This is a genomic window from Shewanella sp. Shew256, from assembly GCF_002196695.1.
Taxonomy (GTDB): Bacteria; Pseudomonadota; Gammaproteobacteria; order Enterobacterales; family Shewanellaceae; genus Shewanella; species Shewanella mangrovisoli.
Window position 1 is genome coordinate 40823 of sequence record NZ_NAJR01000015.1, and the last position, 17473, is coordinate 58295.

The 17473-nt window shown below is 50.5% G+C and carries 15 protein-coding genes; 7 read left to right on the forward strand and 8 right to left on the reverse strand.

What is annotated here, in order from left to right:
- Positions 1-14 precede the first annotated feature (14 nt).
- The 5 genes from B5P39_RS20445 to B5P39_RS20465 are packed head-to-tail and all read right to left on the reverse strand — an operon-like array spanning position 15 to position 4661.
- Positions 15-1814, reverse strand: coding sequence for a bifunctional molybdopterin-guanine dinucleotide biosynthesis adaptor protein MobB/molybdopterin molybdotransferase MoeA (locus B5P39_RS20445; protein WP_088212776.1), 1800 nt, complete (start codon positions 1812-1814; stop codon positions 15-17).
- A gap of 30 nt (positions 1815-1844) precedes the next feature.
- Positions 1845-2438, reverse strand: a complete 594-nt coding sequence (gene mobA, locus B5P39_RS20450) for a molybdenum cofactor guanylyltransferase MobA (protein WP_088212777.1) — start codon at positions 2436-2438, stop codon at positions 1845-1847.
- The gene (locus B5P39_RS20455; protein WP_088212778.1) at positions 2422-3129 is read right to left on the reverse strand and encodes an energy-coupling factor ABC transporter ATP-binding protein; all 708 of its coding nucleotides are present in this window, start codon (positions 3127-3129) and stop codon (positions 2422-2424) included. The genes mobA and B5P39_RS20455 overlap by 17 nt, the downstream gene beginning before the upstream one ends.
- A gap of 3 nt (positions 3130-3132) precedes the next feature.
- Positions 3133-3840: an ABC transporter permease gene (locus B5P39_RS20460; protein ID WP_088212779.1), complete on the reverse strand. Its 708-nt coding sequence runs from the start codon at positions 3838-3840 to the stop codon at positions 3133-3135.
- Positions 3837-4661 (reverse strand): substrate-binding domain-containing protein, encoded by an 825-nt coding sequence (locus B5P39_RS20465; protein WP_011624595.1) that lies wholly within the window; start codon positions 4659-4661, stop codon positions 3837-3839. The genes B5P39_RS20460 and B5P39_RS20465 overlap by 4 nt, the downstream gene beginning before the upstream one ends.
- 284 nt (positions 4662-4945) lie before the next feature.
- On the opposite strand from B5P39_RS20465, the gene B5P39_RS20470 reads away from it, so the two are divergent.
- Positions 4946-6328 (forward strand): sigma-54-dependent transcriptional regulator, encoded by a 1383-nt coding sequence (locus tag B5P39_RS20470; RefSeq protein WP_011718787.1) that lies wholly within the window; start codon positions 4946-4948, stop codon positions 6326-6328.
- Positions 6329-8464, forward strand: coding sequence for a sensor histidine kinase (locus B5P39_RS20475; protein WP_088212780.1), 2136 nt, complete (start codon positions 6329-6331; stop codon positions 8462-8464). It abuts the gene before it with no gap.
- A gap of 255 nt (positions 8465-8719) precedes the next feature.
- On the opposite strand, the gene B5P39_RS20480 is transcribed toward B5P39_RS20475, so the two are convergent.
- Both B5P39_RS20480 and B5P39_RS20485 read right to left on the reverse strand, forming a co-directional pair.
- Positions 8720-9187: a GNAT family N-acetyltransferase gene (locus B5P39_RS20480; RefSeq protein WP_088212781.1), complete on the reverse strand. Its 468-nt coding sequence runs from the start codon at positions 9185-9187 to the stop codon at positions 8720-8722.
- Positions 9188-9286: 99 nt separating this feature from the next.
- On the reverse strand, positions 9287-9946 hold the full coding sequence (locus tag B5P39_RS20485; protein ID WP_039977624.1) for a 7-cyano-7-deazaguanine/7-aminomethyl-7-deazaguanine transporter: 660 nt from the start codon (positions 9944-9946) through the stop codon (positions 9287-9289).
- A gap of 244 nt (positions 9947-10190) precedes the next feature.
- On the opposite strand from B5P39_RS20485, the gene B5P39_RS20490 reads away from it, so the two are divergent.
- On the forward strand, positions 10191-10916 hold the full coding sequence (locus tag B5P39_RS20490) for a substrate-binding periplasmic protein (protein WP_088212782.1): 726 nt from the start codon (positions 10191-10193) through the stop codon (positions 10914-10916).
- 14 nt (positions 10917-10930) lie between these two features.
- Here B5P39_RS20490 and B5P39_RS20495 read toward each other — a convergent pair whose 3' ends face one another.
- Positions 10931-12289 (reverse strand): isochorismate synthase, encoded by a 1359-nt coding sequence (locus B5P39_RS20495; RefSeq protein WP_088212783.1) that lies wholly within the window; start codon positions 12287-12289, stop codon positions 10931-10933.
- 408 nt (positions 12290-12697) lie between these two features.
- On the opposite strand from B5P39_RS20495, the gene B5P39_RS20500 reads away from it, so the two are divergent.
- Genes B5P39_RS20500 through B5P39_RS20515 form a run of 4 tightly spaced genes read left to right on the forward strand, consistent with a single transcriptional unit; the run spans position 12698 to position 17465 of the window.
- A complete protein-coding gene (locus B5P39_RS20500; RefSeq protein ID WP_088212784.1) occupies positions 12698-14887 on the forward strand; it encodes a TonB-dependent receptor plug domain-containing protein in 2190 nt (729 codons plus the stop codon).
- A 1-nt stretch (position 14888) separates the two neighbouring features.
- Positions 14889-16253: an ATP-binding cassette domain-containing protein gene (locus B5P39_RS20505; RefSeq protein ID WP_088212785.1), complete on the forward strand. Its 1365-nt coding sequence runs from the start codon at positions 14889-14891 to the stop codon at positions 16251-16253.
- The gene (locus B5P39_RS20510; protein ID WP_088212786.1) at positions 16243-16926 is read left to right on the forward strand and encodes an energy-coupling factor transporter transmembrane component T; all 684 of its coding nucleotides are present in this window, start codon (positions 16243-16245) and stop codon (positions 16924-16926) included. Before B5P39_RS20505 ends, B5P39_RS20510 begins: the two co-directional genes overlap by 11 nt.
- Entirely contained in the window at positions 16923-17465 is a 543-nt protein-coding gene (locus tag B5P39_RS20515) for a core component of ECF transporter (RefSeq protein WP_088212787.1), read from the forward strand. The genes B5P39_RS20510 and B5P39_RS20515 overlap by 4 nt, the downstream gene beginning before the upstream one ends.
- Positions 17466-17473: the final 8 nt, after the last annotated feature.

Below are 17473 nucleotides of genomic sequence, written 5' to 3' on the forward strand. Positions count from 1 at the left end.
GAGCTTACCTGAACTTATAAAAGATCGGCAAAAGGTTGAATAAACACAGTTTCACCTGCATTCACCGCCTCAGCATCATCTCCAATGATGATAAGGCAATTGCCTTTGACCATAGAGCTGAGCATGCCCGAACCTTGATTGCCAGTACTGGTCACGTGCAGCCTGCCATCATTACCGAGGCGATAAATTCCGCGGATAAACTCAGTGCGGCCCGTGCGGCTACGCAGGGTTTCATCGGTAATCGCCGGGAATAACGGCGTCTGCCAGTTTGTTTCACCGCCGAGTTTACGCAGCGCAGGTTGCACAAATTGCAGGAACGACACCATCACAGCCACCGGATTGCCGGGTAAGCCGAAGAAGAGGCTATCGCCGATCTTACCAAAGGCGAGTGGACGACCTGGGCGCATATTGATCCGCCAGAAGTCGATATTGCCAAGGTGTGCTAGCACGGCCTTGATGTAGTCGGCGTCGCCAACGGAAACGCCGCCAGAGCTAATCACCACATCTGCCAGCGCCGCGGCTTTGGTCAAGGTGGCTTCGAGAGCGCTTTCGGAATCTTCGATAATGCCTAAGTCAATGACTTCACAACCTAAACGTTTTGCCATCGCCTTGATGGTGTAACGGTTCGAGTCATAAATACAGTTTGGATTTAGCGCTTCGCCGGGTTGGCTGACTTCATCCCCGGTTGAGAACACGGCCACCGTCGGGCGGCGATAAACCGTCACACGGTCAAGGCCGAGGGAAGCTAATAAGCCCTGTTCGGCGGCGCTTAGGCGTGTGGCTTGGGTGAGGGCGACTTGGCCTTGGCCTATGTCTTCACCCGCAAGGCGAGCGTGTTGGCCTTGCTGAATGCGACCATCGAAACTGACCTTGGCATTGGCCTCGTTAGCTAGCTCACGAGGTTGAACTGTATCTGCGCCAGCGGGTACGGGCGCGCCCGTCATAATGCGCACGGTTTCACCCGCTTTGAGTGTGCCCGAATATTGATATCCGGCGAGGACTTCACCGACTAAGTCGAAGCTCGCTGGCAGCGGATCTTGATAGGCAAAGGCATAGCCATCCATCGCCGAGTTGGTTTGCTGCGGCACATCCACGGGCGAAATGCTGTCGCGGGCGAGCACGCGGTTATCTAACGCATCTAAACCTATGTCTTCCACCTCAGTGACAGGGGCGACATGGGATAAAATCTGCGCTAAGCCTTGGCTCACGCTGAGGTTTTTATCGCTACCCAAGGTGCAGGCATCGACAGTCGCAATCGGTAATGCGGGGTTAGGGGCTTGCCAGCTATTGGCGTATTCCATCACAAAGTCAGCAATTTGCGCGACATTGTTGAGGTCGAGTCTTCTTAGCTCGCTCGGCAGCTCAGTGTCATCACAGCAAGCGATGGCGAGAATATTGTCGTCTTGGGTATAGATAAACGGCTTGCCGTGGGCGGCGCGGTGCAGCTCAATTTTCGGCAGCGTGAGTTTTTTAAAGCCTTCGACTAAGACGATATCGACTTTATCGGCTTCAATTTGTTTGAGTAGGTGGACTAACTCAGGGTCGCCATCGCGGGCATCTTCGGTCATCAGCGCCCAACGCACATGGGAGGCTACTAACATTTGCCGCGCGCCGGCTTTGCGCATCTCGTAGCTGTCTTTACCGGGAATATCGACATCGAAATTGTGGTGAGCATGTTTGATCACCGCTAGACGCAGGCCGCGCTGATTTAATTCGGGGATCAATTGCTTGAGTAGGGTGGTTTTCCCCGTGCCGCTATAGGCACAAAATCCGAGAACGGGAATAGATAGCGGATTGACGAAGGGAGTACTCATTTGCACCTCTAATCTAGGAAATTTGAAGCCTTAGCTTTGGTTTATCTCTGCAGCCAGTCGTTGTTTTTGTTCTGGCGTGTTCACATTGACAAAGGCATTGGGTTGATCGGCAAAGGCCGCTACGGCAAAGCGATGTTTGGCATACCAAAAATCAATTTTACGCTCGCCCGCTTCGAGGAAGGCTGTCATCGACTCGCGCAGGCTCGGCTTTAGTAACATCACCACCGGCTGCTCTCGTTCACCATCGCTGGCAACGGCAAGTTCAGCATCGTTTGCCTCAATGGCGGCCAATAAGCGGGCGACTAAATCCCGCGGCAGCAGCGGACAATCACAGGGCACCACGAGCAGATAGTCTGCTTGGGTGTGACCCATCGCGGTGATCATGCCCGCCAAGGGGCCGAGAAACCCGGTATGTTCATCGCTCAACACCGTAAAACCGAACTCAGCATAACGTGTTTGGTTACGATTTGCGTTGATCAGGATCTCCTTAACCTGAGGTTTTATCCGCTCGATAGTGTATTCAATCATGGCCTTGCCGTTTAGCTCGACGAGGCCTTTATCGTCCCCGCCCATACGACGCGCCATACCACCGGCAAGAATTACGGCATCAATTTGCAACGACATATAAAGATCCCTGTGTGGAGTTTGTGGGCGTTTGCTGACGGGAGGTTATCACCTGTTGGTTTTCAATGTGCCATTGCTGCTCGCAAATGGCGGTGAGCGCACAGTTTTGATGGCTGCTTAATAGCATTCCCGTCCCTTGCTGTTTGAGCTGTTGGATCATTTGCAGCACTAAGGCTTGGGAGTCCTTATCCATATTGGAGGTCGGCTCATCGAGCATCAGTAACTTTGGCTGTAAAATCCAAGCGCGGGCGATGGCGAGGCGTTGTCTTTCGCCGCCGGATAAATTGCTGGCTCTGGCCTGTAATAACGAGCCCAGTTGTGCCATCTCAATTGCTTGGCCTATTCTGCGTTTGGCCTCGGTTTTTGAGGCCGCAAAGGGTAAGCCGTAGGTTAAGTTGTAGTTCACTGTACCATCGAATAGATAGGGATGCTGGTGGAGATAAACGGCTTTACCCAGCAAAGGGTTACGTGTCCACCATGTGTCCTTTTTAAAGCCGCTGACTTCAATCTTGCCCTTAGATGGCGGTTGTAGACCCGCGAGGATCTTCATTAGGGTCGACTTGCCCGAGCCGTTGTCACCCTGCAAATAAATCACGTTCCCTTGGCATAACTCGAGGCTGTGGGCTTTGAATAATAAGCGCGGGCCAAAGGACATTTCCAAGTCACGGGCGATCAGTTTGGCTTGGGTCATAAGTTAATGGCTCCTTGGCGTTTCTTTGCCGCGTAAACTACCTAAGGCAAAGTTGAGGATCAAGGCCAAGATTAGCAGCACTAATCCGAGGGCGATAGCTTGGGCGAAATCGCCTTTACTGGTTTCCAGTGCGATAGCCGTCGGGATATTACGTGTTACGTTTAAGATGTTGCCGCCGACCATCATAGAACAGCCGACTTCGGTGAGAATACGGCTAAAGGCCGCTACAATCGCCAGCAATAACGGCATACGCAGTTCACGGCACACTGTCCAGACCGCGCTAAACCAAGAGGCGCCTAAGGTACGTGAGGTTTCCCATGCCCGGCGATCGACACTGGTAAAGGCTGCTTGACTCATGGCGATCATCACGGGGGCGCAAATCATCATTTGGCCGAGGATCATCCCCTCTTGAGTAAACAACCACTTTAAATCCCCAAGCGGGCCGTTGCGGGTCAAGATGAGATACACCAGCAGGCCGATAACGACAGTGGGGATCGATTGCAATGTTTGTACTAAGTTAGTGACAAACCACTTTCCGGGGAAATGGGCAAACGCCAACATAAAACCGAGCACCATAGAGGGAACTAAGGTGATGAGCAGCGCCGCGAAAGAAACCGAAAACGAGACAGAGATGATGGACCAAACGTCGGGGTCCAATGAAAACAGCAGGCTTAACGCCTGCTGTAACAGTGCTAGCCAGCCTTCGCTCATTCGCTATAGGTTGCCTTGAACAGTTGCTCGCCTTCAACTTTGAAGTTGTTGATCATGGCTTGACCTTCTTTGCTGATCAGCCAGTCACTGAAGGCTTTTGCGCCTTTGTGGTTCAGATCTGGGTATTTCGCTGGGTTGATCAGAATCACTTGGTATGGGTTCGCCAGCGTTTTACCGCCATCGAAATCGACACCTAAGTCCAGCTTAGTTTTGTACGCCACGAAAGTACCACGGTCAGACAGCGTATAACCTTGTAATTCGTTTGCCATCAGTAGAGTTTTACCCATGCCTTGACCGACAGAAGTGTAACCTTTGAAGTCAGGAGTCACGCCTGCGGCTTTCCATACTTCTAACTCTTTGATGTGGGTGCCAGAGTTGTCGCCACGAGAGACGAAAGGTAAGCCAGATTTCGCGATTTTAGCGAAGGCTTCTTCGGCCGTTTTGCTTTCACGTAGTTTTGCTGGGTCGTTTTTAGGACCTAACACCACGAAATCGTTTTCCATAATGCCACGTGGCTCAACACCAAAACCGTCGGCAACAAATTTTGCTTCAGCACTTGGGGCGTGGGTCATCACTAAATCCACATCGCCTTGCTCGCCCAGTTTCAGCGCTTTACCGGTACCCGTTGCGATAACTTGTACTTTGTAGCCTGATTCACTTTCAAACTTAGGCAGTAATTCTTTTAACAGACCTGAGTTTTCAGTACTGGTAGTGGTGGCTAACTTGATCACTTCAGCCGATTGAGCGGGTAATACTGTGAGCATGCTGGCTGCAACAACCAGGCCCAGTAATGACTTCATATGAGATTTCACGTTTAGCATGGATACTCCTTGGCGAAAAATAGGGTTCCGACTCAATTGCCTACTGAGTGGGAGGTTCCGTAAATTGTAATGCGTTCGATTGAAAGCAAATAGGATGCCAAACCAATAATGACGCATTTACGTTCACAGCTTGATCTAAATTGTGACCCCGATCTCAGGCTCAACAAATAGTTCGCAGACAAATTGTCTCAGCGCATGCTTCTTATGGTTCATAGTGACCTATTTGTCTAGTTTCAATGCTAGAATTGGTCGCAATTGAGTCAAAATGTCCAGAAGTGAGCACTATGAGCCAGATAGATAATAACCTCAAGCCCCTTCCTTCCGCTGTGTCTGTCCTGATCGTCGATGACGAACCGGGGATGCGTAGCTTTTTGAATAAGGCGCTGTCGAAGAAATTCGCCTTAGTCGAAACGGCGGGCAGTATTGAAGATGCTGAGCAGTTACGTAGTCGCTGCCACTTCGACCTATTGATTGTCGATATCCGTTTACCGGGTCGCTCGGGAATCGAGTGGCACGAAGCCTTAGATGAACAGGGCCGCCGCTCAGATGTGATTTTTATGACCGGCTATGCGGATTTAGAAGTCGCGATTAAAGCGCTGCGGGCTGGCGCCTCAGACTTCATTATGAAGCCCTTCCACCTCGAGCAGATGATGTCGGCGGTTGACCGTTGTATCGAGCGCCGTTTGCTGCGCCGCGAAAACTTGATGCTGCGCCGTGAAGTCTCTATTGGCTATTCCTCCACCATTATCGGTAGCAGTGAGGCCATGAAGTCGGTTAAGCAAGTGATTGAGCGCGTAGCGCCGACCAACGCGGTGGTGTTAATTCAAGGCGAGTCTGGCACGGGTAAAGAACTGGTCGCGCGCCAATTACACTTACTCAGCGGCCGCCAAGGGCCCTTTGTGCCCGTTAACTGCGGCTCTATCGCCCCCGAACTACTGGAGAGCGAACTCTTTGGCCATACCGCGGGTGCCTTTACCGGCGCTAAGGGTAACCGCGAAGGCTTATTCAGTTTTGCCTCCGGCGGCACTATTTTCCTCGATGAAATTGGCGAGATGCCGCTCAAGATGCAGACGGCCCTGCTCAGGGTATTAGAACAGAAAGCGATTCGCCCCGTCGGCAGTGAGAAGGAAGTCAATATCGATGTCCGGGTGATTGCGGCCACTAACCGTACGCTGGTGGATGAAGTCGAAGCGGGTAACTTCCGTCGTGATCTCTATTATCGCTTGAATGTTCTGGATATTTTAATTCCTCCCCTGCGCGAACGTCCGGAAGATGTGGTCGAATTGACCCATCATTTTACTCGCCAACTAGCGGCCGAATTGGGTGTGCGTGAAGTCGTGTGGAGCCATGAGGATATGGTGAAGCTGCAACAGCACGAGTGGCCAGGCAATATCCGTGAACTGCGCAATATGATTGAACGCTGCATTCTGCTGGGCAAGCCACCGGCGGAGTATTGGAAGCAACAGGTGAAGACTGAGTCTTCGGCTTCCCAAGGTTATCCCTTAGATTGGCCATTGAAAGAAGTAGAAAAACACCATGTGACTAGCGTGGTGGATCTGCACTCTGGCAATAAATCGGCGGCGGCTCGGGACTTAGGCGTTTCCCGTAAGACCTTAGATCGCAAGTATAAAGAGTGGTTTGACGTTAGCGACGAGCAGGAGTTCTAAGTGTCGTTTTTTACTCACTTTTTTGGTGTCAGTTGGCAGCAAATGCAGGCCAAAGTGCGTTATCGCATTCTGATCCTCACCTTGCTGCCGATTTTGCTCACCTTGGTGAGTTTAGTGTTTATCACTATTTACTGGAATATCAGTTACACAGGCAAGCAACTGTTTATGAAGGTAAAAGCCGATTTGGCTGTGGCTGAAAATACCTTGCAACAGGTGCAGGTTCGTCAGGAGAAACAGCTCGAACGAGTGATGACCTCATGGACTTTTCAGAATGATTTTCGGCCGATTCTTAGCGGTGAGTTGGCCCATAGGGCGAGTATAGATACCTTTCTGAATGAGCAGAAAAAGCAACTCGATTTAGACTTCTTGCGGCTTGTGAGTGTTGCCGAAGCGGCGTCCGACCCGGATTTACGCCAGATATTACCGAAAATGGGCGGGCTCTTACCCTATTCGGGATTGATGGTGTTATCGCCCGATCGTTTAGCCCGCATCGACCCGGACTTAGCCCAAAGGGCGGCGATCCCACTGCTGGCGACATTGCGTGCGCAGAGCCCGAATAAGCAAGTAGAAGACCGTGGCCTATTGAGCCGCAGTTTGCTACCTATTCCCGACTTTGAGGGTAAAGTCGCTTGGTATCTCGATGGTGGCGTGTTGTTTAATCGGGATACCCGCATTGTCGACCATATCCGCGACCTCGTCTACGACAAGGGCACGCTGCCGGAGCGTTCCATTGGTACTGTGACCATCTTCCTCGACAATATTCGCGTCTCCACCAATGTGCCTTTGCACTTTTTTCCGCAGCCGAATGAAACCCAAGGGCGAGCGCTCGGCAGTTTAGTGTCCGAAGAAGTGCGCGAAAAAGTGCTGAATCACGGTGAGTTATGGGTCGACCGCGCCTTTGTGTTTAACGATTGGTTTATTTCCGCCTACGCGCCCTTAGAAGATATCCGCGGGCAACGTGTCGGGATGATCTATACTGGCTTCTCTGAATCGCCCTTTATCCATAACTACCTGCTTAATATCATCGAATTAGGCACTATTTTGATGCTGGTGCTGCTGATCTCCGGCTTATTGGTTTACCGCGGCGCCTACAGCTTGTTGCAACCGATTGAGCGCATTCACCATGTGGTGCAAGCGGTGCAGTCTGGGCGCAATGTGCGTATTGGCGCCTTGGGGCTAGACAGGGATAACGAATTGTCGAATCTTGCAGAGCAGTTCGACCGTATGCTCGACTTATTGCAGCGGCGCAACGCGCAAATCCAAGCTGCCGCCGAACAACTCGAGATGAAAGTCGAGGAGCGGACCCGTAGCCTGCAGGACAAAACCTTAGAGTTACAGCGTAACGTGGCGCTGCTTAATGAGACTCGCCAGCAACTAGTGACTAATGAGAAGTTAACCGCGCTGGGTGAGCTAACCGCAGGGATTGCCCATGAGATCAACAATCCAACGGCGGTGATCCTCGGGAATATGGAGTTACTGCGTTATGAGCTTGGGGATAATGCTGAGTCGGTAAAAGAAGAAATCGACCTGGTTATCCAACAGGTTGGCCGCATTAGCACTATTATCCGTAGCCTGCTGCAATACAGTCGTCCAGGTGAGTTTAACGCCCCCTTAGAGATGCATCCCATTACGCCTATCATCGAGGAAATGCTGGTATTAGTGCGGCACTCGATTCAAAAACAAGAAGTGGTGCTGATAACTGAATTGAACGCCAGTTGCCCAGTGCAGGTTAACCGTCCGCAGTTGTTGCAAGTGCTGATTAACCTTGTGGTTAACGCCGCCCATGCGATGGATGGCAAGGGCAGGATTTGGGTGCGAACCTATGATTGGCTGCAGCAAGATATGCCGATTGGGGTGAAAATAGAGGTTGAGGATGAAGGTTCGGGGATTGCCCCTGAGCAGCTAGGGCGGATTTTTGATCCCTTCTACACTACGCGTAAAGACGGCACTGGCCTTGGCTTATCCTTAAGTTACGGTATTATCAAGCGAATCGGCGGCACCATTGAAGTGAGCTCTGTACTGGGTAAGGGATCTATCTTCACCATTGGCTTGTACCATGAGGCGAAGGAAGATCAGCAAAACAACCCCTACGATGGCTTACATTTTTCCGGCCAAAGCACCGAAATGTCATCTTAGAAGCTACTCTGCACGAAATGCTATAGGATTGATTTACTGAATAAAACGCAAAAAAAAGCCGGATGATGAATCCGGCCACAAAAGAGTGTGTGTGAGCAATGTCGTGCTTGCAAACTCAGGAGCACTTTAACAACGTCAGATTACCAGTCATCCGTGTTAAAGATGAGTTTTGGAACGCAAGTTAACGATAATCATTCTCAATTAGGTTTGCAAGCTATTTCTCGTAAAAAATGCACATTTTTATGTAAATCGCTTTTAAGCTGTCGCAATCGACTTGCTTAAATGCAGTTTATGATCGATCAGGCTTTGCGGATCGGCCTTCAGTTCAGTAATCAAATATTGATTTCTAATCAGCAGATTGAGCATGGCAGGGAAGCGGTTCATGGTTTTTACTTGGATCAGCTTGTAGCCTTGGCGGCTCGCCCACGTTTCTTGGTATTCCAATAGGCTCTGTGCCAGCCCTAAGCGTCTAAAGTCAGTCGCGACACCGCCTAACCAACTGTAAAACACGGCATCTGCCTGTTCGTACCCTAGTTTAAAGCCTGCCAATTCACCTTCCACATAGGCTAAGAGAATCAAGCTAGTTTTGTCTGAGAGACGTTCCGCGAGGGTTTCGCTCGTTAGCGGGCGGTCGAGTTCAGGGATTTGCTTGCTCAGTTCGATAAGCTGTGTGGTCAACTCAGGTGTCAGAGCTGTCAGTGCTTTGATTTCAATTGAATACATAATTTTCTCTCACAGAAAATCAGCCCCAAATGCGCATAAACACAGTGGGGCTGAACAAAAAACTGCTCAAATTATAACAGGTCTGGCCAGTTGAGTTAATCAGGAAAATGATTTTTGTGGACTGGTTTGCAAGATCTTGTCTTGTAAGACCTTCAGCAGGACGCCGTAGGCGGGCAGGAATAAGCCTAAACTCACGAGTAATTTGAAGCTGTAATCCACGGCCGCGATTTCGGGCCAGTTGGCTGCCATAAAGCTGTCTGTCGAGGCATAAAAAGCGACACTGAAGAACACTAAGGTGTCGACTAAGTTACCGACAATGGTAGATGCCGCAGGCGCGACCCACCAAGAGCGGCTTTGGCGTAGGCGAGCGAAGACTGTGATATCCATCAGTTGACCAATCAAATAAGCCGCGAAGCTAGCGAAGGCGATGCGAAACACAAAAGTGTTCCATTGGCTTAAGGAATCAATCCCTTGGAAGCTGCCTTGATGGAATACCACACCCATGACATAGGAAATCATCAACGCGGGCACCATGGCCTTGAGAATGATGCTACGGGCGGGTGTTTGTCCAAAGATGCGCACCGTGAGATCTGTCGCGAGATAGACAAAGGGAAAACTAAACGCGCCCCAAGTGGTGTGAAAACCAAACAATTGAAACGGTAGTTGTACCAAGTAGTTGCTGACGCAAATAATCAGTATATGAAATCCCACTAATAGCAGGAGTGCGCGGCGAAGCTGCGCAGGGGTTAACATTAACATATGTGGCCTTTTTAGTTGTGTAGGGCGGGGTGAGGGAACCCGCTAAATGATCTGTTGTTATTTTACCCAAAATCAGCGTGCTGAAATCGGGGTCGCCATTATAGTGACCAGGTTTGAAGATGCAAGCTTACTGTTTATATTCCAAGCAATTTAGCTGCACTCTCCAAGCGCGAGTGATCGATATGGTCACAGCATGGGTATAGAAACTATTCTACACTCTTAAGAAATGGGGGAGGAGAAAGTGATGAGATCATTCCTTACGGCCTTGTGTTTAAGCTTTTTGAGTTTGTGTGCTTTCGCTACGCCGAGTAAGCCTGTGATTATTCATTTGGTTACTGCTACTTGGGAAGGTTTCGCGAATCCTGATGAAACGGGTTATTACTTCGATATTTTGCAACGTACTTTTCCTGCGCCCGAGTGGCAACTCGATGTGCAGTTTATGCCTTTTGCCCGTACTTTATATCTGATTGAGCACAACAGAGCCGATATGATCCTCAGCGTGTATCGAGGCGACGTGAAACAGAGTTTGCTGAGTGAAAATCCCGTCGAGGTTGATAGTATTGATGCGGCCGTGACGCCGGCAATCGCGGCTAGCTGGATTGGTATTGAAAGTTTATCCTATCGTAAAGTTCAAGCCATGTTGGCCTATCGATTCAATATGCTCACTCCAACGCCAATGTATTACGAAGAGAGCAGCGATATGCTTAACATGTTGAATAATCTCAATGCGGGACGAGTCGATGCCGTTTTAGATTATCAGCCGGATATCTTAGCGTTAGCGCCAAAAATGAAGGAGCCGCAAAACTTTGTGGTGATACAAGGTGTGTTAAAGGCGGAAGCTTTTTTTGCGTTTTCGAATACCGATAAAGGACGAATGTTAAAGCAACAGTTTGATACGGCACATAAAAAGCTTATCGATTCTGGAGAGCAAAATAGGCTATACACTGAGACCAAAGCAAAGGGATTTTAGTGTTTATCAGTAGCTTAAAGCTCAATCAGGATCGACATAATCGTCGCTAACTTATTCTCTAGCTCTTGCCATTCCGCCTCGGGATCTGAGCCCGCAATAATCCCCGCACCAGCAAACAGATTGATCTTGCCAGGTTCAATCAAGGCGCTGCGAATCGCCACCGAAAACTCACTCTCATATTTATTGAAATAGCCACAGGCACCGGCGTACCAACCGCGCATATAGCCTTCACGTTCACGAATAAAGTTCATTGCAGACTGTCTGGGAAGACCGCCCACCGCAGGTGTTGGGTGCAACGCCTGTAACAATTGGAAGTCATTCACACCCTGCTTTAACTCGGCACGAATGGCACGGTGCAAATGTTGAATATGGTTTAGCTTAAAAATCGTCGCGGTTTCTTCGGCGCCCACATGTTGGCTCAAGGGGGAGAGCATGCTGACGATATGGCGGCGAACCAGCTGGTTTTCTACGCTGTTTTTATTGTCCTCGAGCAGTGCGTTGGCCAGCGCCGTGTCTTCCTCTTGGTTTAAGCCACGTACTGTGGTGCCGGCAAGTGCCTCGGTAAACAGTTCCTGCTGACGACGGCGAAATAACCGCTCTGGCGAGCAGGAGATATAAGTGCGATCTGGGCTAAATTGGAAGCCAAACTGAAAACTATTGGGATTACGCCCCTGCCAGCAGGCCAATACCATCCAAGGGTCAACCTGCGCATTAACCTCAAGCTCAGTGTGGCGCGATAGCACCACCTTGGGTGTATCTTGATTAAACTTAGGCTCAACCACTTGTTCGACTAAGGTTTTCCAGCGTGGAAAGTCTGGAGTGTCGTTGCGACTCAACAGGGTGAGTTTATTCGGTGGTGCCAAAGGCCTTGCTGGCATCACGGCTTCAATCGCGGCAATGGCGCGATTGATTTCCTCTTCTGGAGTGCTATCGGCAAAGTTAAGATTCACCCGTAAACTGAACTGATTGTCGCTGCGCCTAAATTCGATACGCGGTAACACAAAGCGACTGTTACCAAACTCGGGCCAAGATTCGATGCTGCGGTCAAACGCCACGCCGCCGTAGTAGCGGATCTCAGGATTGCTGGATAAGGTGCGCTGCTGTTCGTAGACGTTCGCTAATGTTTTATCGTCGACACCGGTTTCAAACTTAAAGTCTTTGCAGGCGCCAATTGCCGCCACTTCTTCAACCTTGTCGCGCCCATGCCAGTAAATGCGCGGATATTGGTGTTGGGATGCCAACCACGAAATCAAAGGGATAGAGACAGTTGTTAAGGATAACTGCACTATCGGCTCCGTCGGTGGAACCTGCTTCAATTGAATGAGTTTGTCGATGAGAGACTTAAGGTCTTCAGACAGGGCGTGAGCGGGCAAATAAAACTCCAAAGGTAACGAGATGAAGGTGGTGGCTGAAGTTCCGGCAGTCAGCGATAAGTTAATCCATTCTTTTTAAAGTCATTTACACCAAGTGGGTGAGAACGTGTAAATAAGAATCTTTCGCTCAAATTAAAGGCCGAGGCCGCGAGTGTCAAGATGCAACCCACGAGTGTGTGACTTTTGCCATAGTCTCATTTCGAGACGCTAAAAAATGTGACCTAGATGGGTCTTTTTGTCGATACCATCGTCTGTGTTGGACATTTTGTCTCTTTGTGACAGATGGCGTTTTCCATTTGTTGCAATTAGTCGATCTGAGTTGGTTTTTGATTGTTTTTCAGTTGAGGCGGAAATTCCTCAGACCACAATAGGGGGCACATCCTAAACTTCCTGTATGACAACAATAATATGATTACCAGAAATACCGCCTTTAGAGTGTCGTCCTTAGCGCTTGCGATTGGGTTGAGTTTTACCGCCAACGCCGATGAAATCGCCCGCGATCCCCTGCTGAATGTGAATGAAGTCATTGTCGTCCATGGCGAAGGTGCCGATGCCGAGCAATTGGCGACCACCCATTGGAGCATAGACGAAGCGGAAATCCGCGCTTTAGGTGCGCAGACCTTAGATCAAGTGCTGAAGAATGTGCCCGGGGTGTATATCCGAGTGGGCGGTGATGGTACTCCTAGGGTCGATATTCGTGGTTTTAAGACACGCCATGTCACTTTACTGGTGAACGGCGTGCCCATGAGCAGTGCCGACGATGGCCAGTTCGATCCAAGCGTAATCCCAACCAGCCAAATTGCCTCGGTTGAAGTGTCGGTCGGACCGACCTCAGTGCTGTACGGCCCAAGTGGCGCCGGAGGGGTGATCAATATTATTACTAAGCAGGGCAGTACTGCGCCTGCTCTGTCTGGACGCTTGGAAGCGGGCAAAGACAATACCTTCAATGGTGATATCAGCGCCGCTGGCTCGGGCGATGATTGGCAGGGATTGGTGAGTGTTAGCCGTCAGCAGACCGATGGCTACCCTATGTCGAATGATTTCGAGCCGACCCAATATCAAGACGGTGAGCTACGTGCGAACTCAGATAAAGAAGTCTCCAACGTCTATGCCCAAGGCAGTTACTGGTTATCGGATAAGACCCAGTTGATTGCCAACATGGCACTGCGCAATGGTGAATGGGGCAAACCTGCCCGTGATGGTACTGGCAGTGGCAAACTAAAGTATGAACGTACCGACGATTACGATTCACATACCTTCCAACTTGGCTTGGCCCATCAGTTTGACGATACCTTTACCCTGCGCGGATTTGGTTATCACAATCAAAGCGATACCTTAGAGGCTGCCTATGCCGATGAAACCTATCAGGCATTGACGCAAACTCAAGATGGCCGCTCCGTGGTGCAAGGGGTCAATTTACAGCTGATCACCGATTTCCATAAGGCCGGACTGTTAACCACCTCTGTGATTGCTGAAGAACAGAGTTGGAAGTCAGTCGTAGATACTTACTCAAGCGATACTGGCAGTGGCACGGGGAATAACTCGGGCACAGGCTCGGGTTCAGGTTCTGGCAGTGGCTCAGGTAGCGGTAGTGGAACAGGTTCTGGTGGTGGCACTGGTAGCGGCGGCGGAACAGGTTCTGGTGGTGGCACTGGTAGCGGCGGCGGAACAGGTTCTGGTGGTGGCACGGGTAGCGGTGGCGGAACAGGTTCTGGCGGTGGCAATGGTAGCGGTGGCGGTTCCGGCGGTGCTGAAAACCTAAACGATTCTGCATGGTTATATACCGCTGCGGCCGAATATCAGTATCAATCTGAGCACAACTATGGCTTTACCTTCGGTGGCGCATTCCATTCACTCGATACCTCCGATGGCACGGATGATAACTACTCGGCAATGGCCTCTAGCTACTGGCAGGTGGTACCCGATTCACGCTTGAGCCTGAGTGTGGCCCGTAAAGTGCGTTTCCCCTCTATGGTGAACTTGTACTCGCAATCATCGGGTAATAGTGAGCTAGAAGCGGAAGAATCTAAACATGTCGAGCTAGGTCTGGAGCAAAACTTACCGGCTAGCACCGACTTCTCGCTCTACGGTTATTACACGGATGCGAAGAACTATATCGCCAAAGATACCGATGGTTTCTACCAAAATATGGGGCGCTATGAGTTCAAAGGGATTGATTTCCAAATTAACAACCATGCGATTGAGCATTTAGATCTGAGCTTCTCCTACAGTTTCTTAGATTCGAAAGAAATGGAAGGCGACGATACCTTAGATGCGCTGCAATACCGTCCTCGTCATCAGCTGCGCTGGCAGATGAGTTACGAGTTCCCCTTCGAGACGCAAATTCACCTGAATGTGGAGCGTATCCTCGATCAGGTTTATGCGACTCAGGTGAAAGTGAACGGGCAGAACCAGTATCAACAACAGTCGCTGGATAACTACACCCTAGTGGACATTAACTTAGTGCAACCGCTGATCGCCGATAAGTTAGAAGTGTATCTGCGCGCCACTAACCTATTGGATGAGAACTACTACCAGAGTGAAGCCCTGCCTCAGGCTGGCCGTCAGTTCTTTGTGGGTGTGAACTGGCAAATTTAAGATGAAATTACTCGAGCTCGAAGGTGTCAGCTTTAACTATGGCAGCCAATTAACCCCTGTATTACTGGAGGTCAGTCTAGGGATTAGCGCTGGTCAATGCCATTGTGTCAGCGGGCCAACGGGTTCGGGTAAATCGAGTCTATTAAACCTGCTTGCGGGCGTGCAGAATCGCCCGCATGAGGGTGATATTTGGCGTCATCCCGAGCTGATCACTGGCTTAGTGATGCAGGATCCTCAAACTCAGCTATTAAGGCAAACCGTGGGCGCCGAAGTCGCCTTCGCCTTAGAGAATCTCGGCATTCCCGCCGAGAATATGTTGCCTAAGGTGCAGTTAGCGCTGCGACGCGTTGGGTTGTTTCTGCGGCTCGATACCCAAGTCAGTACCCTTTCCCTCGGCCAAAAATACCGTTTGATGATCGCCGCTCAGCTGGTGTGCGAGCCGCACTTATTGCTGCTCGATGAGCCATGGGCACAGCTCGATGATCACGGTGTGGCTGAGCTATTAGTGGTGCTGCGCAATCTTATTGCCGAAGGCATGGCGCTGGTGCTGGTGGAGCATAATGCGGCGGCGTTTGCCGAGATTATCCAGCATTATTGGCAATTGGAGGCTGGCCGTTTATCCGCAGGTATCTACACAGTTAGCGATACTCAACCGATTGATACGCCAGTTAAACCTTGGGGATCCTGTCATGTAGGTAAAGTGCTGGTCAGCGCCGAGGCGTTCGATTTCTGTTTCGACGGTAGTCAGCCTTTGTTTAGCTGTCCGCAGGGGTTTCAGTTACATGCGGGTGAGATAGTGACTCTGGTCGGGGATAATGGATCGGGTAAAACTAGCCTACTAAAATCCTTAGCCGGGATGCTTAACCTAAAGCTGCGTTTACCGCTCAAAGTCTTAGGTCGTAAACCTAAATTGGGCATCTATGGTGCCGAGTTAGGATTATTAATCCAAAGGCCGAGTCGACAACTGTTTGAAACCAGCGTGTTAGCCGAGATGCAGTTTAGCCTAAATCGTTTCGAACTCCCTAAAGAGCGTGCCGAGCAAATGCTACTCGATCTCGAGTTGATGGCGCTTGCCGAACAATCTCCCCATAAATTGTCCTACGGGCAGCAGCATTTGGTTGCCCTGGCATCCTTGGCCTGCCTGCAGCCTAAGGTACTGCTACTCGATGACCCGCTTGCTGGCATGGATAAGCACTATTACCGAAAAGTGTGGTTCCTGCTCAAGCGTCTTAGGGCGCAGGGCTGTGCGATTCTAATGAGCAGTCACAGAGTGGTGGAGCATAGTGCAGTGTCTAGGCAACTCAGTTTACACAATGGCTTGCTGACGGAAGATGCCATGGGGATGGAGGAGCGCTATGTGGGTTAGTTGCCGTCGCTGGCGACTACGAGCCCGCAGGCGTTGGAGTCGCGAACGCCAAGAAACTACGCTATGTGCACTATCGCTATTGTTGGTCTGTGTGCTCTCTGCCTGCGCCTTTGTTTTACCCGCCGAACTATTGCTGCCGCTGGTGGTGGTAAACGGCTTATTAGTGCTCCATGGTTTAGCGCGCCGCGGCAGCATCATGGGGGTGGTTAAACTCGGTGCGATTCAACTGACAATTACCTTGAGTCTGTATCTGTTGCTCTATGGGGTTGGCCATTTGGCTCAAGGCGCCGTGGTGGTCGGGCGGATTATTCTGGCGACTATCCCCGGCTGGTGGTTGTGTATCACGGCGGCGCCCGAGCGTATCGGCGAAGTGTTAAGTGCCTTTTTGCCAACGAAATGGGCCTTTGTGGTGGCAGCTTCCTTAAGTTTGTTGCCCTTTATGGCGGACGAAGTGCGTGAGATTTACCAGATCCAATGTCTGCGCGGCGCACGCATTACTCCTAAGGCGTTGCGGAATCCCAAAAACTGGCCAGAGCTAGTGTATTGCGTGCTGTTTCCCGTATTAATCCAATTACTTAAATTATCTCGTCAGATGGCGATTGCGGCCCAGAGTCGTCACTTTGGCAAGAGTATGCGTGTCACTCATTGGCACTCACCGAGAGACAAAAAATGAAGAAAAAACTCCCTCTGAGTCTACAGGACTCGTTGTTTATTGGTTTTTGCGCCACTTTGCTGGTGGCCTTGACGGGAATGTTAAGGCTCAAGCTTCGGATCTCTGGTCACAGCATGTTTTTAATGAGCTTCTTCTACTTGATTTGCTACGGCGTGCTTGGGCGTTTCGGCAGCATGATTGCCTGTGGCGGGATAGCAGGCTTAGTCGCCATGGCGCTCGGTGTCGGCAAGGGCGGCCCGATGATTTTATTGAAGTTTATCTTACCGGCGATTGCGATGGATCTGGTGGCCTTGTTGCTACCGCTCACATTAAGCCTGTACTGGCGCTGCGTGATTTTAGGCATTATTGGCTGTATGGCCTGGGCGGTAAAAGTGGCACTCACTAATGCGTTGGCGGGCATGGCCTTCGACGTCGTGCTTATCCAATGGGGCGCGAGCGTGCTTAAGGGCGGATTCTTTGCCACCTTAGGTGCCTTGCTGGTGCCGCCTGTGTTGCATAGGCTTAAGGCCCATGATCTCCTCCACCGTGACAAGTTTTAATTGCTAGG

What these genes read in the sequence shown, in the direction of transcription:
- B5P39_RS20515 (WP_088212787.1), top strand. Translation starts at nt 16,923, where the DNA reads ATGAAGAAAAAACTCCCTCTGAGTCTACAGGACTCGTTGTTTATTGGT.
- B5P39_RS20445 (WP_088212776.1), bottom strand. Translation starts at nt 1,814, where the DNA reads ATGAGTACTCCCTTCGTCAATCCGCTATCTATTCCCGTTCTCGGATTT.
- B5P39_RS20505 (WP_088212785.1), top strand. Translation starts at nt 14,889, where the DNA reads ATGAAATTACTCGAGCTCGAAGGTGTCAGCTTTAACTATGGCAGCCAA.
- mobA (WP_088212777.1), bottom strand. Translation starts at nt 2,438, where the DNA reads ATGTCGTTGCAAATTGATGCCGTAATTCTTGCCGGTGGTATGGCGCGT.
- B5P39_RS20485 (WP_039977624.1), bottom strand. Translation starts at nt 9,946, where the DNA reads ATGTTAATGTTAACCCCTGCGCAGCTTCGCCGCGCACTCCTGCTATTA.
- B5P39_RS20480 (WP_088212781.1), bottom strand. Translation starts at nt 9,187, where the DNA reads ATGTATTCAATTGAAATCAAAGCACTGACAGCTCTGACACCTGAGTTG.
- B5P39_RS20465 (WP_011624595.1), bottom strand. Translation starts at nt 4,661, where the DNA reads ATGCTAAACGTGAAATCTCATATGAAGTCATTACTGGGCCTGGTTGTT.
- B5P39_RS20500 (WP_088212784.1), top strand. Translation starts at nt 12,698, where the DNA reads ATGATTACCAGAAATACCGCCTTTAGAGTGTCGTCCTTAGCGCTTGCG.
- B5P39_RS20470 (WP_011718787.1), top strand. Translation starts at nt 4,946, where the DNA reads ATGAGCCAGATAGATAATAACCTCAAGCCCCTTCCTTCCGCTGTGTCT.
- B5P39_RS20455 (WP_088212778.1), bottom strand. Translation starts at nt 3,129, where the DNA reads ATGACCCAAGCCAAACTGATCGCCCGTGACTTGGAAATGTCCTTTGGC.
- B5P39_RS20460 (WP_088212779.1), bottom strand. Translation starts at nt 3,840, where the DNA reads ATGAGCGAAGGCTGGCTAGCACTGTTACAGCAGGCGTTAAGCCTGCTG.
- B5P39_RS20510 (WP_088212786.1), top strand. Translation starts at nt 16,243, where the DNA reads ATGTGGGTTAGTTGCCGTCGCTGGCGACTACGAGCCCGCAGGCGTTGG.
- B5P39_RS20490 (WP_088212782.1), top strand. Translation starts at nt 10,191, where the DNA reads ATGAGATCATTCCTTACGGCCTTGTGTTTAAGCTTTTTGAGTTTGTGT.